The sequence below is a fragment of the Methylorubrum extorquens genome, assembly GCF_024169925.1.
GTDB classification, from domain to species: Bacteria; Pseudomonadota; Alphaproteobacteria; order Rhizobiales; family Beijerinckiaceae; genus Methylobacterium; species Methylobacterium extorquens_A.
Genome location: NZ_JALJXF010000001.1, coordinates 3,815,249 through 3,829,101 on the forward strand (window position 1 = coordinate 3,815,249; position 13,853 = coordinate 3,829,101).

The 13,853-nt window shown below is 68.3% G+C and carries 11 protein-coding genes; 7 read left to right on the forward strand and 4 right to left on the reverse strand.

From position 1 onward, the window contains the following. The first annotated feature begins 49 nt into the window (after nt 1–49). The 3 genes from J2W78_RS17825 (at nt 50) to J2W78_RS17835 (ending at nt 3,855) form a co-directional block, all read left to right on the forward strand. Nucleotides 50–433, forward strand: coding sequence for a hypothetical protein (locus tag J2W78_RS17825; RefSeq protein ID WP_253374078.1), 384 nt, complete (start codon nt 50–52; stop codon nt 431–433). A gap of 76 nt (nt 434–509) precedes the next feature. Continuing rightward, nucleotides 510–1,364, forward strand: a complete 855-nt coding sequence (gene panC / locus J2W78_RS17830) for a pantoate--beta-alanine ligase (protein WP_253372672.1) — start codon at nt 510–512, stop codon at nt 1,362–1,364. A gap of 310 nt (nt 1,365–1,674) precedes the next feature. Next, the gene (locus J2W78_RS17835) at nt 1,675–3,855 is read left to right on the forward strand and encodes a TonB-dependent siderophore receptor (RefSeq protein WP_253372673.1); all 2,181 of its coding nucleotides are present in this window, start codon (nt 1,675–1,677) and stop codon (nt 3,853–3,855) included. A gap of 123 nt (nt 3,856–3,978) precedes the next feature. On the opposite strand, the gene J2W78_RS17840 is transcribed toward J2W78_RS17835, so the two are convergent. The 3 genes from J2W78_RS17840 to J2W78_RS17850 all read right to left on the reverse strand — a co-directional run bounded on the left by J2W78_RS17840 (nt 3,979) and on the right by J2W78_RS17850 (nt 8,419). Next, a complete protein-coding gene (locus J2W78_RS17840) occupies nt 3,979–5,817 on the reverse strand; it encodes an NADPH-dependent assimilatory sulfite reductase hemoprotein subunit (protein WP_253374079.1) in 1,839 nt (612 codons plus the stop codon). A gap of 210 nt (nt 5,818–6,027) precedes the next feature. Continuing rightward, nucleotides 6,028–7,803, reverse strand: a complete 1,776-nt coding sequence (locus J2W78_RS17845; RefSeq protein WP_253372675.1) for a diflavin oxidoreductase — start codon at nt 7,801–7,803, stop codon at nt 6,028–6,030. A gap of 112 nt (nt 7,804–7,915) precedes the next feature. After that, entirely contained in the window at nt 7,916–8,419 is a 504-nt protein-coding gene (locus tag J2W78_RS17850; protein ID WP_003603570.1) for an Lrp/AsnC family transcriptional regulator, read from the reverse strand. A gap of 264 nt (nt 8,420–8,683) precedes the next feature. On the opposite strand from J2W78_RS17850, the gene J2W78_RS17855 reads away from it, so the two are divergent. The 4 genes from J2W78_RS17855 to J2W78_RS17870 all read left to right on the forward strand — a co-directional run bounded on the left by J2W78_RS17855 (nt 8,684) and on the right by J2W78_RS17870 (nt 12,950). After that, the gene (locus J2W78_RS17855; protein WP_253372678.1) at nt 8,684–9,493 is read left to right on the forward strand and encodes a phosphoadenylyl-sulfate reductase; all 810 of its coding nucleotides are present in this window, start codon (nt 8,684–8,686) and stop codon (nt 9,491–9,493) included. Next, the gene (cysD, locus tag J2W78_RS17860; RefSeq protein ID WP_253372680.1) at nt 9,493–10,422 is read left to right on the forward strand and encodes a sulfate adenylyltransferase subunit CysD; all 930 of its coding nucleotides are present in this window, start codon (nt 9,493–9,495) and stop codon (nt 10,420–10,422) included. The genes J2W78_RS17855 and cysD overlap by 1 nt, the downstream gene beginning before the upstream one ends. Then, on the forward strand, nt 10,422–11,828 hold the full coding sequence (gene cysN, locus J2W78_RS17865; protein ID WP_253372682.1) for a sulfate adenylyltransferase subunit CysN: 1,407 nt from the start codon (nt 10,422–10,424) through the stop codon (nt 11,826–11,828). The genes cysD and cysN overlap by 1 nt, the downstream gene beginning before the upstream one ends. An 81-nt stretch (nt 11,829–11,909) precedes the next feature. Further along, a complete protein-coding gene (locus J2W78_RS17870; RefSeq protein ID WP_253372683.1) occupies nt 11,910–12,950 on the forward strand; it encodes an alginate O-acetyltransferase AlgX-related protein in 1,041 nt (346 codons plus the stop codon). Here J2W78_RS17870 and J2W78_RS17875 read toward each other — a convergent pair. Beyond that, a complete protein-coding gene (locus tag J2W78_RS17875) occupies nt 12,862–13,809 on the reverse strand; it encodes a YihY/virulence factor BrkB family protein (RefSeq protein WP_253372685.1) in 948 nt (315 codons plus the stop codon). The two genes, J2W78_RS17870 and J2W78_RS17875, sit on opposite strands and share 89 nt — an antisense overlap. Between the last annotated feature and the right edge of the window lie 44 nt (nt 13,810–13,853).

Genomic DNA, 13,853 nt, shown 5'->3' on the forward strand with positions numbered 1-13,853 from the left:
TCACCATAAGCTGCAAGGCATCGTGCGACGGAGCGGGAGAGTGATGGCGATGACGGCCGGTCGGCAGCGGGTGCTCTGCGCTCTCCTCGTCCTTTGCGGTCTCTTCTCCGGTCCCTTCGCCGCCCTCCTCGGCAGCCACGCATTCGCGGCCGACCTGCCGGTGTTCGAGCCCGGCACGCCCGCTGGGGCGCCCTCGGCCCCGCGCTTCTTCCCTCGGGGCGACGGGGATTCTGAGGGCGACCGGCCGCCCCGCCCCCTGCCCCGTCGTCTCGTCGGCTGCGCCCCCCGCATCGTCCCGGTGCCGACCAACGCGCCGTACGATCCGAGTTATGTCGGCTCGGAATACGGGTTGGGCAAGCCGAGCTATTACGGCTTCCGTCCCGGGCCCGGCTACGACGACCCGTTCGACCGGCCCCTGCGCTATTGCCCGTGAAGGGGGGCCGCCCCGCTGGAATCCGGCGGCGGCGGCGCTTACCTGTGCCGCGCGTTTCCCTGCACCGAGCCGTCCCATGTCCGACACGACCGTTCGCTTCGACACCCTTGAGGCTCTGCGTGCGCAGGTCGATGCATGGCGGTCTGGCGGCGACCGCATCGTGCTGGTGCCGACCATGGGCGCGCTTCATACGGGCCACCTCGCCCTCGTCGCGCACGCCAAGGCGATCGGCCGGCGGGCCATCGTCAGCATCTTCGTGAACCCGACCCAGTTCGGCCCGAACGAGGATTTTTCGCGCTACCCGCGCGACACCGAGGCCGACCTCGCGCTGCTCTCTCAGGCCGGCGCAGACGCCGCTTGGCTCCCCTCCGTCGAGATCATGTACCCGGCCGGTTTCTCGACGCGCATCGAGCCCGGCCCCGCGGCGGAGGGCCTGTGCGGCACTTTCCGGCCCGGCCATTTCTCCGGCGTCGCCACCGTCGTCACCAAGCTCATCCATCAGGTGCGGCCCGACATCGCCCTGTTCGGCGAGAAGGATTTCCAGCAATTGCAGGTGATCCGCTCGGTCACCCGCGACCTCGACATGGCGGTCACCATCGAGGGCGTTCCGACCTTGCGCGAGGCGGACGGCCTCGCGCTCTCCTCGCGCAACCGCTACCTCGACCCGCGTGAGCGGCACATCGCGCCACGCCTGCACGCGGTGCTCGCCGACATCGCCGAGCGTCTGGCCCGCGGCGCCGAGGCGGCTCCGCTCGTCACCGAGGGCATCGCGGCTCTGGAGGCGGCGGGGTTCGGTCCGGTGCAGTATCTCGAGGTGCGCGATGCGCAGACGCTCCGGCCCGTCGCGCGGGCCGTGCACGAGGCGCGGGTACTGGTGGCGGCCTATCTCGGCAAGACGCGGCTCATCGACAACGTGGCAGTGCCGGCCTGACGCCTGCTGGCTGTGGACGACACCCTGTCCGCTTGATTGCTTCGGAATGGCGGATCCGGGTTTCGGCGACCGCCTGTCCGACTCTGGCGCAGCGCCTCTTCGGGACGATTTACACCACGAAACGGTGACATTCAGCAAATGCGGAACTTGACTGCTCTTACATCCATGCAATTCAATACATTTTTGAAAAATACTTCATGAACTACAGCGTTAAATCGTCGACTTGGAAAAGTTATAAAAGATATTATTTGATTTAGACGTCAAACCATCAAATGACAGTCCGGACTCAACCAAGGAAGAGACCGGGCCGATGCGGATTTCCTGCGTGATCGTGCAGCATCGCTGCACGGCAGCCACGCTGTTGTTGCTGCTGTCGACCACGAGTTTCCTGGCCTCAGACCGCACCGCCCAGGCTCAGGAGCAGGGAGCCGGCGTCACACTCGACGAACTCACCGTGACCGGCGACGGCACCGCCGCGATCGGCTACCAGCCGCGGCGCAGCAGCTTCGGGACCGGCACCGAGACGCCGCTGCTCGACACGCCGGCCAACATCGCCGTCGTCTCCCAGGCCGTCCTGCGGGACCAGCGGGTGCTGAGCCTGGACGAGGCCCTTCGCAACGTCAGCGGCATTGCCCAGACCAACAGCCTCGGCGGCACGCAGGAGGGTGTGGTCCGCCGCGGCTTCGGCACTACCCGCGACAGCTCGATCCTGCGCGACGGGCGCCGCACGGTCCTTCAGCAGAACTTCAGCCACAGCATCGAGCGGGTCGAAGTGCTCAAGGGGCCGGCCTCGCTGCTCTACGGCATCTCGGAGCCCGGCGGCCTGATCAACCTGGTGTCGAAGCGGCCGCTCTTCACCCGGCAGAACAGCCTCGACGTCACGGCGACGAGCTTCGGCGGCGCGATCATCCAGCCGGATCTGACCGGCCCCATCGAGGGGACCAACCTCGCCTACCGGATCGTGGGCGACGTGCAGGACTACGATTACTGGCGCAACTTCGGCACGATCCAGCGACAGGTCGCGGCGCCCTCGCTGACATGGCGGGGCGACGATACCACCGTCACGGTCGGCTACGAGTTCGCCCACTACAACATCCCGTTCGACCGGGGCACGACCTTCGATCCCCGCACCGGCCGTCCCCTGCGGGTCCCGCGGGAGCGGCGCTTCGACGAGGCCCTGAGCCGGGTCGAGGCGATGAGCCATCTCGGCAGCCTCGATGTCGAGCACCGTTTCAACGACGCCTGGAAGATGCAGGTCGGCTTCACCGCCAGCAACCTCACCTACGACGACAACCAGATCCGTCCGGTCTCCTACAACGCGGCCACCGGCTTCCTCACCCGCCGGGCCGACGCGACCCGCGGCGCCGACTTCAACTCCCAGGTCGCCCGGGTAGACCTCGTCGGCCGGTTCGAGGCGCTGGGCCTGCACCACGACCTGCTGGTCGGGGCGATGCACGAGCGCGTCGATTATTATCGCCGGGAGAGCTATCGCGGCGCCAACCAGGGCGACTTCAATGTCTTCGATCCGGTCTACGGCCGGATCGCCGCCTCGAACCGCCTGTCGCTGCCGGCGAGCAACAACCGCGACCGGCTCATCAACACCAGCCTCTACCTTCAGGACTCGATCCATCTGACCGACCAGCTCATCTTCGTGGCCGGGGCGAGCGCGCAGTTCTACGATCAGCTCGCCTTTGCGGGAGTCCCGGCGATCGTCTCGACGGATATCGACGGGATCAAGCCGCTGCCGCGGGCGGGTCTCGTCTACCGGATCGCCCCTCACCTCTCGGTCTATGGCAGCTACACCCAGTCCTTCCGTCCCAACGTGACCGACCTCGACCGCACCGGAGCGCTGCTGCCCGAAGAGGGCGACGCCTGGGAAGTCGGCGTCAAGGCGGAGCTGGGGGCCGGCCTGCTCGTGACCGGCGCAGTGTTCGACACCGAAAAGACCAACGTGCTCGTCACGCAGGTCGTGAACGGCATCCGCACGGCGGCGACCGCCGGAAAGGCGCGCTCGCGCGGCTTCGAACTCGACGTGGCCGGGCAGATCCTGCCGGATTGGTCGGTGATCGGGAGCTACGGGTTCACCGATGCCATCGTCACCGAGGATCCGTTGCTGGCCGGAAACCAGTTGCTCAACACGCCGCGGACGACCGCAACGCTGTTCGTCACGCATCAGGTCGGGCTCGTCGCCCCGGCCACGACCGTAGGCTCGCTGCAACTCGGCGACGGCTTCCTCGAAGTGGGGCTGGGCTCGCGCTACGTCGGCGAGCGACCGGGCGATGCGGCCAACACTTTCACCCTGCCCGACTACGTCGTGTGCGATGCCTTCCTGAGCTACCGGACCCACGTGAACGGCTTCCCGGCCGCGCTCCAGCTCAATCTCAAGAACTTCCTCGACGAGACCTATTACCCGTCCTCGGGGGCCAGCAACGTGCTGGTGGCGGTCGGCGAACCCTTCCAGGCGCTGATGACGGCCCGGGTCTCGTGGTGAGGCTGCGCCTCGGGGACGGCGCGGGAGCACCGGACCGTCCCCGATCGTCGAACATCGTCCCGAACCGTGGCTGCCGGCTTATCAAAAACCGGCATTGCGGAGACGAGAGGCGCGCGTGGCCGGTCAGGCGGCCCGCAGCGGCCCCGTTCGCTCGTGGAAGTCCGGACCGTTGCTGGTCTTCGCGACGAAGCCGGCGCGGATCACGAAATCCCCAAAGTGCTCGCCGGGCTGCCGATCCTTGGCATAGGCGGCGAACAGCGGATCCAGGGTGCCCTTGATCTCGGAGGCGGTGACGTCCTCGCGGTAGAGCTTGCTCAGCCGGGAGCCGTCGAAGGCGGCGCCGAGATAGAGGTGGTAGCGCTCGGGGCCGCGGCCGACGAGGCCGATCTCCGAGATGAAGGGTCGGGCGCAGCCATTGGGGCAGCCGGTCGAGCGGATGGTGATCGGCTCGTCCTGCAACCCGTGCCGGGCGAGGCTTTCCTCCAGCTCCGACAGGAGGTCGGGCAGGTAGCGTTCGCTCTCGGCCAGCGCCAGACCGCAGGTCGGCAAGGCGACGCAGGCCATGGAGTTGCGGCGCAGGGCTCCCGCTCCCCGGGTCAGGCCGTACTCGTCGACGAGCGCGTCGATCTCCGCGCGCTTGCCGGCCGGCACGTTGGCGATGATGACGTTCTGGTTGCCGGTGAGGCGGAAATCGCCCTCGTGCACCTCGGCGATGCGGCGCAGGCCCGAGAGGAATTGCGGCCCGCCGTCGATGTCCTTGATCCGGCCCGACGGCACGTAGAGCGTGAGGTGGTGGCGCCCGTCGTCGCCCTCGACCCAGCCGTAGCGGTCGCCGTTGCCGTCGAAGGTGAAGGGCTTCGGCTCGCCGAGCGGCTTGCCGATGCGCTTTCCGACCTCTTCGCGGAACGCGTCGAGGCCGAAGCGCTCGATCGTGTACTTGAGGCGGGCGTTCTTGCGGTTCTTGCGGTTGCCCCAGTCACGCTGGACCGTCATCACGGCTTCCGCCGCCTTCAGGGCGTCCTCGGGCTTCACGAAGCCCAGCACGTCGGCGGTGCGCGGAAACGTGTCGGTCTCGCCATGGGTCATGCCCATGCCGCCGCCGACGGTGACGTTCCAGCCCGTGACCTGGTTCTTCTTGTCGAGGATGGCGATGAAGCCGAGGTCATGGGCGAAGATGTCGACCTCGTTGGAGGGCGGCACCGCGACCACGGTCTTGAACTTCCGCGGCAGGTAGGTCTTGCCGTAGACCGGCTCGACCTCCGCCGCGTCCTCGCCGCCGACCACGCGCTCGCCGTCTAGCCAGATCTCGCGCCACGCGCCGGTCTTCGGCAGCAGGGTGTCGGAGATGTCCTTGGCGAGCTGGAGCGCGACCTTGTGGGCACCGGCCTGGGCCGGGTTGGTCGCGGCCATGACGTTGCGGTTGACGTCGCCGCAGGCGGCGATGGTGTCGAGCAGCGCCGAGTCGATCGCCGCCATGGTGCGCTTGAGGTTCGACTTGATGACGCCGTGATACTGGAACGTCTGCCGGGTGGTCGCCCGCAGGGCGCTGCCGGCATAGGTCGTGGCGATGTTGTCGAGGATCAGCCACTGCTTCGGCGTGATGACGCCGCCCGCGATGCGCAGGCGGATCATGAAGCTGAAGGCTTTTTCGAGCTTTTTCTTGGTGCGCTCCGCCCGGATGTCCCGGTCGTCCTGCATGTACATGCCGTGGAACTTGACGAGCTGGCCGTCATCCTCGGAGATCGCGCCGGTGGCGTGCTTGAGCAGCCCGTCGGCGAGCCCGCCGCGGAGATAGCCGCTGGCGATCTTCAGGTGCTCGTTATGGGCGAGCCCGGCGGCGCGTGCGGCCTCGGCCTCCGTGATCGGAAGCTCGGTCGGCGGCGTCTCGTAGCGGCGCGCGCCGATGCCGGGCGTGTCCACGGCGGGGCCGTCAGGGGTTTCGATCGGCTTGTGGTCGTCCATGGCGGTGATCTCTGCAATGATCGAGTTCGGCCGCTCATCCCCGCTCACCACCTCGTCCTGAGGTGACGGAGCGAAGCGGAGACCTCGAAGGAGGGCTCCCGTTCTCGCGGCGATCCCTGGAGCCTTCCAGCGAAGCGCGCTGGCGCGAGCGTCTCAGGATGAAGTCCAGATCGGGAAGGAACGCCGTCCTTCCTCAGTCAACGTCGTGTCTCAGTAAACGTCCTGCTGGTAGCGCCGGGCGCGCTCCAGCGAAGCCACATGCGCCTCGGCATCGGCGCTGCTGAGGCCCTTCACGCTCTCGAAGGCGCGCACCACGGCGGCGCGCACGTCCTTGGCCATGTTCTTGGCGTCACCACAGACGTAGAAATGGGCGCCGCCGTCGAGCCATTCCACCACCTCGGCGGCATGTGCGTCGATCCGATCCTGCACGTAGATCTTCTCCGGCTGATCGCGGGAGAAGGCGACGTCGATCTTGGCCAGCGAGCCGTCCTCCAGCGCGTCCTGCCATTCGAGCTGGTACAGGAAGTCGTGGGTGAAGTGGCGGTCGCCGAAAAACAGCCAGGAGCGGCCGGGGGCTTCCGTGGCGCGGCGCTCCTGCACGAAGGCGCGGAACGGGGCGACGCCGGTGCCGGGGCCGACCATGATGATGTCGGTCGACGGGTCGGAGGGCAGGCGGAAATGCTTGTTGGGCTTCACCCGAACCCGCAGCTTGGCGCCGTTCTTGATGCGGTCGGCCACATGCACCGAGGCGACGCCGGAGCGGGCGCGGCCGTGGGTCTCGTAGCGCACGGCGGCGATGGTGAGATGCACCTCGTCGCCGACTTCCCGACGCGAGGAGGCGATGGAATAGGCTCGCGGCGGCAGCGGCCGGGTCACGGTGTTGAGATGCTCGGCCGTCAGTTCAGCGGGGAAGCGCTCGATCAGGTCGATCAGGTGCCGCCCCTCGATCCAGGCCTTCACTTCGCCACTCTCGACGAATTTCTGCGCATCGGCATGGCCCGTGGCCTTGGCGAAGCGCTCGACCGTGGTGGGCGAGAGCGTGGTGATGTCACGCTCGGCCAGCAGCGCCTTGCGCAAGGCCTCGTCACCGGAGAGTCCTGTGGCGCGCAAAATCTCGTCCACGAGCTGCGGGTCGTTCTCCGGGAAGATCTCCAGCGAATCGCCGGGCTCGTAGGCCGGCGCCCCATCCTCGAATTCGAGGGCGAGGTGGATCGTCTCCTTATCGGAGCGCGAGGAGTTGAGGTTCACATGGTCGATCACCTCGACCACCGCCGGCTCGCGGCTGACCTCGCCATCCTCGTCCTCGGCTCCGGCGCGGAAATCGACCGCCACAACGTTGTCGGCCGCACTCTCGGCCGGCGCGAGCGCCTTCAGCGTCCCCTTGATCCACTCGGCGGCCGGCTTCTCGAAGTCGAGGTCGAGGTCCGCGCGGTCGTAGGCGCGCTTGGCGCCAAGCGCCTCGAAGCGCGTGTCGAGCGCCTTCCCGATCGCACAGAACTCCGCGTAGCTCGTGTCGCCGAGCGCCAGCACGCCGAACTGCACGCCTTCCAGGCGGGGGGCCGCGTCGCCCATCAACTCGCCATAGGCTCGCACCGCGCGGGCCGGCGGCTCGCCCTCGCCCCAGGTTGCGGCGATGGCGATGAGCTTGCCGGCCTTGGGCAGGGTGGCCAGATCGAGATCGGCGAAATCCACGATCTTCGGCTTGAAGCCCTGCTTGCGCGCCAGCTTGCTCACGTCGCTCGCGAGCTTTTCGGAATTGCCCGATTCGGAGGCGAACAGGATCGTCAGCGGCTCGGCCGCCTTCGGGGGCGCGGCCGGGGCGGCGGCTGCGGTCGCGGGCTGGCCGGCGGCCGCATCGAGGCCGGCGAGGAAGCCCGTCAGCCACGCACGCTGGATCGGCGTCGCCGCGCCGAGCGCCGCGTCGAGATGGGCCCGCTCCTGATCTCCGAAGGGAGCCGTGCGGGGGAGAAGTGCTTGCCTGGACATTGTGGGTGCCATGTCGTCCGCCGGAGCGCCGCTGTCAACGTCGAAACGTCCGTTTTAAAGAACGCCCCGCAGAGAGAAGAGATTGTTCGTTGCTGCGCCGCAATAAGGAATTTTATTCTCCGACCACCGCCAGCCGGGGCTCGGCGCGTCCCCGCGGGGGCGGCGCCGGCAACGGCAGGGCGGTCGTCGACTTCACCTTCTCCATGGCGAAGCGCGAGGTCACGTTCTTAAGAGGAAGCGTGGCGATCAGGTTCTTATAGAACGTGTCGTAGGCCGCCATATCGGCCACGACGACGCGGAGCATGTAATCGACGTCGCCGGCCATGCGGTAGAATTCGAGCACCTCCGGCATCGCCGCGATGCGGTCGGCGAATTGCTCCAGCCAGTCCTTGGAATGGTCGGCGGTCTCGATGGAGACGAAGACGGTGAGGCCGAGCCCGAGCTTCACAGGGTCGAGCACGGCCACGCGCCGGTCGATCACGCCGTCGGCTTCGAGGCGCTGGATGCGCTTCCAGCACGGGGTCTGCGACAGCCCGACCTGCTCGCCGATGGCGGCGATGGAGAGCGTGGCGTCCTTCTGCAGCAGCGCGAGGATCTTGAGGTCGATCGAGTCCAAGGGCGGCCTCTCCGGATTGGGTGGCGAGGATGGTCTCTCGAAGGCGTCGCCCGACACTTGAGCGACAGGCCCGACTGGGCGCCTCGTTGAGAAGATTATTTTCTAACTGGGCAACGATCCGCCGCGGTGACCGTTGCAGGCTCGCTCGCGGCGCAGCGGGGAATTGCGTGCGCGACAGCACCACAAGGGTCCCGACGCCTTGACAGCGTTCGTTATAGCGAACATTTCAGAACTCCGACAAGCAGGCAATCCGATTTTACTCACATGACCGCTGCTCTCGTCCGAGCGGCCGGGGACCTCGCCAGCCAGATGGCGGGGTTGGACCTCCGGGGGCGCATCCGCCTCGTCGAGGACCGCATCCCGGGCCGTCTCGTCTTCACCACCAGCCTCGGCATCGAGGATCAGGCGCTCACGCACGCGCTCGCCTTGAACAAGGGCCGCACCGAGATCGTCACCCTCGATACCGGCCGGCTCTACCCCGAGACCTACGACGTCTGGACCGAGACGGAGGCCGCCTACGGCATCCGCATCCGCGCCTACGCGCCGGAGCGAATCGCGGAGGAGGATTTCGTTGCACGCGAGGGCATCAACGGCTTCCGGCACTCGGTCGCCGCGCGGCAGGCCTGCTGCGGGTTCCGCAAGGTCGAGCCGCTCGGGCGGGCGCTGGACGGCGCGGCGGCGTGGTTCACCGGCCTGCGCGCCGGGCAATCCGCCAACCGCGCGGACACGCCGCTGGCGGAGGCCGACGAGGGCCGCGGGCTGATCAAGGTCAACCCGCTCGCCGACTGGTCGCGCGGGGACGTCGATCGCTTCGTGCGCGACAACTTCATTCCCTACAACACGCTGCACGATCGCGGCTTCCCCTCGATCGGCTGCGCGCCCTGCACCCGCGCCATCAAGATCGGCGAGGACGAGCGCGCCGGCCGCTGGTGGTGGGAGCAGGAATCCAAGAAAGAGTGCGGCCTGCACCTGCACGGGCCGGAAGGCGACGTAGCGCCCGGACAGGAGGCTGCCGCCTTCGAAGAGCCGGCCAGCGCTGCGACCTCACGCGAACACAGAAGGGAACTGGTCTGATGAGCGCCGCCGTTGCCGCGCCCGCGCGCACCCGCCTGACGCATCTGCAGCGTCTGGAGGCCGAGAGCATCCACATCTTCCGGGAAGCGGTCGCCGAGGCCGAGAATCCGGTAATGCTCTACTCGATCGGCAAGGACTCGTCCGTCCTGTTGCATCTGGCGCTGAAGGCCTTCGCGCCTGGGCGCCTGCCGTTCCCGCTGCTGCATATCGACACGACTTGGAAGTTCCGCGAGATGATCGCCTTCCGCGATCGGCGCGCCGAGGAACTCGGTCTCGAACTCATCGTGCACACCAATCAGGACGGGCTCGCCAAGGGCATCGGCCCGGTCAGCCACGGTTCGGAAGTGCACACTGACGTGATGAAGACGCAGGCCCTGCGGCAGGCGCTCGACAAGTACAAGTACGACGTGGCCTTCGGCGGCGCCCGCCGGGACGAGGAGGCAAGCCGCGCCAAGGAGCGCATCGTGTCCTTGCGCAACGCCCAGCACCGCTGGGACCCGAAGCGCCAGCGCGCCGAGCCGTGGCACCTCTACAATTTCAAGAAGCGGCGTGGCGAGAGCTTCCGCGTGTTCCCGCTCTCGAACTGGACCGAGCTCGATATCTGGCTCTACATCGAGCAGGAAAACATTCCGATCGTCCCGCTCTACTTCGCCGCCGAGCGGCCGGTGGTGGAGCGCGACGGCCAACTCATCATGATCGATGACGACCGCTTTCCGCTCGAGCCGGGCGAGACTCCGCAACAGCGGCAGGTCCGGTTCCGCACGCTCGGCTGCTACCCGCTGACCGGGGCTGTCGAGAGCCCGGCCGCGACCCTGCCGGAGATCATCGGCGAGACGTTGGCCGCCCGCACCTCGGAACGCCAGGGCCGGGTCATCGACAAGGATGGCGCCGGCGCCATGGAGCGCAAGAAGCAGGAGGGCTACTTCTGATGACCATCCATCAGTCTCCGGAAACGTTCGGCTACGACACCTTCCTGCGCCAGCACCAGAGCAAGGAGGTGTTGCGCTTCATTACCTGCGGCTCGGTCGATGACGGCAAGTCCACCCTGATCGGGCGGCTCCTGCACGACACCAAGCAGATCTTCGACGATCAGGTGACGGCGCTCCAGCGCGATTCGCGCAAGCACGGCACGCAAGGGGGCGAGGTCGATCTCGCGCTGCTGGTCGACGGCCTTCAGGCCGAGCGCGAGCAGGGCATCACCATCGATGTCGCCTACCGCTTCTTCTCGACCGACCGGCGCTCGTTCATCGTCGCCGACACCCCCGGCCACGAGCAGTACACCCGCAACATGGCGACCGGCGCCTCGACCGCCGACGTCGCCGTGATCCTGGTGGACGCCCGCCACGGGCTGACCCGCCAGACCCGGCGCCACGCGCTCCTCGTCTCCCTGCTCGGCATTCACCGGGTGGCGCTCGCCATCAACAAGATGGATCTCGTCGGCTGGTCGCAGGACAAGTTCGACGCGATCGTCTCCGGCTTCCAGGCATTCGCCGCGCCGCTGAACTTCACCGAGGTGCGAGCGATCCCGCTCTCGGCCAAGAACGGCGACAACGTCGTGCTGCCGGGCACCGCCGCGACGTGGTACGCGGGCGTTCCGCTGCTGCGCTACCTCGAAGAGGTGCCGGTGAAGTCGGAGGAGCGCGCCGCCGCCTTCCGTATGCCGGTGCAGTGGGTGAACCGCCCGAACTCGGATTTCCGCGGCTTCTCGGGGCTGATCGCCTCGGGCTCCGTCGCGCCGGGTGACGCCGTCACTGTCGCGCCCTCCGGCAAGACCTCGACGATCGCCCGCATCTTCACCGCCGACGGTGATCTGGAGCGGGCGAGCGAGGGCCAGTCGGTGACGCTCGTGCTGGCCGACGAAGTCGATGCCTCCCGCGGCGCGGTGATTGCGACCTCGGACGCGCCGCTGACGCTGACCGACAGCCTCGACGTGCGTCTGTTCTGGGCCGCCGAATCCGATCTCGTCCCCGGCGCCAGCCTGTGGGCCAAGGTCGGCACGCAGACCGTCAACGCCGTGGTGAAGGCGGTGCACCGCCGGATCGACCCAGAGACCGGACAGGCGGGACCTGCCGAGAAACTCGCGGTCAACGACATCGGCGACGTGACCCTGACCCTCGACCGTCAGATCGCCGTCGATCCCTATGTCGAGAACCGCGATACCGGCAGCCTGATCCTGATCGACCGTGAGACCACCGACACGGCCGCCCTCGGCCTCGTCCAGACGGTCGTGGCCTCGGCGCAGGCCGCCGCCCCGGCCCCATCCGCGACGACGGCGCAAGAGCCCGCCAGCAGCGGCGGCTTGCTCGCCGGCATCAAGCGGCTGTTCGGCGGATAGATCCGAACTGAAGCCCCCTCTCCCCTCCGCGGGGGGAGGGTTTTTCTGGCCGGCAGTCCGGCCAGCCGCTAGAACCGGCGCATGATCTCCGCCCCCGACCCGGCCGCCGATGTGTACGAGGGCCGGGACGGCTGGCTGTTCCTGATCCGCGGCAACAACCGGGTGCTGGCGCAGTATGGCCGGCCGGGCGTCGCGCGGGGGACGCTGTGGCGCTGGCGGCGGATCATCGAGACCCGCGCGCGGCGCTGCGCCCGGCTCGGCGCGACCTACGTCCACGCTCTCGCCCCGGAAAAGCTCACCGTCTATCCCGACCGGGCCGAAGGTCTCGCCTTCGATCCGGCCCGCGCCCCGGCGCTCCGGCTCGCCCGCTGGCTCACCGCCTCGCCGGGCGCCCGCGCCTGGGTCGATCTCGCGGGCGCCTTCCGCGCGGCGGTTGACGGCCCGCCGCTCTATCTACGCACCGATACCCACTGGACGCATCAAGGCTGCACGCTGGCCTACCGCACGATCCTGGCGCGGATGGGCGTGCCCCCGCGCGACGACATCGAGGCCCGGCGCGAACGCACCGCCCTCCCCTTCGCGGGCGATCTCGGCCTCAAATTCACGCCCCACAGGTCAGAGCTTGCGGAGAGCAGCGCGATCGCGAGCGCGGCGCGGCGCATCCACGCCAACGATCTCCTGCTGGAGATGGAAGCGTTAGGCCGCGGCGGCGACGCCCATCTCGGCGCGCACGCGGTGTTCCGCAACGACGATCCCGGGGCCGATCCGCGCCGCCTCGTCATCTTCGGCGATTCCTACGCGCAGCACACCGCCCACAGTCCGGTCGCGACGCTCACCGCGCTCTTCGCCGACACGTTCCGCGAGGTGCATTTCCTGTGGTCGACGGGGATCGACTGGCACTATCTCGAAGCCGTCCGCCCCGATTTCGTCCTGGGCGAGATGGCCGAGCGCTTCGTGATCGACCTGCCGCCGTCCGGCATCCGGATCGAGCGGCTCGCGGAACTGGCCCGCGAGCGCAAACTCATGGGATCGATCACGGCAGCGGATTCGCGCTCACCCGCGACGCCTCCGCCTGACGCGCCCGCATCCGCGCCTGAAGCCGCTGGCGCCGCGCCGCGATGACGGTGCCGTTCACCTCGCCGCCGAACAGGAACATCGCCGCGAGCCAGTAAAGGAACACAAGGAAGATCATCGCCGTGGCGAGGCCCCCGTAGGTCGAGGCGTAGGCGTTCGAGAAGCGGTCGAGGTAGAAGCCGAAGCCGAGGCCGGCGAGGAACCACAGGCCCAGCGTCACGGCGATGCCCGGCAGCACCGACAGCACCGGCCGCCGCCCGGCCGCGACGAACTTGTGGGCGATCACCAGCACCAGCGCGATCAGGAAGGCGGTGACGCCGATGCGGCCGATGGCGACGGTGAGCGCCAGCGGCTCCAGGCCCGGCGCGACGAAGACGAGCTGGCGCCAGATCAGCGGCCCGAGCACGACGAGCAGCGCGAAGGCCAGCATCGAGAAGGCGCCGCAGACGACGTAGCCGATCGATTCGAGCCGGGTGAGCCACCACGGCCGCATCTCCCGGATGCCGTAGGCGCGGTTGAGCCCGACCCGCAGGGATTCCACGCCCGACGACGAGAAGTAGAGCGCAAGCACGGCCCCGATTGTCAGCACCCCGCCGCGCTGCTCGGTGAGCAAGCGGTGCACCTCGCCGACGATGGGTTTGGCGACCTCCCGCGGCACCGCGTCGAAGATCAGCGTGCCGGCCTCGTCGGCCAGCGACTTGGTGCCGATCAGGCCGGCGAGTGCCGCGAGCAGGATCAGGAACGGGAACAGCGAGGTCAGCATCGACAGCGCGATGTGGCTGGCGATCGCCCAGCCGTCATGGGCGACGAAGCGCTGCGCGGCGATGCCCGTCACGTCGAGGATCTTCTTGAATCGGCTCAAGGGGGGAGACGGCTTCTTCGGCTGAGTCGAGGCGGGCTGCTCCATACGGGCTATCGGATGCCGCGCGTCAATCTCGGGTTCGCTCCGGT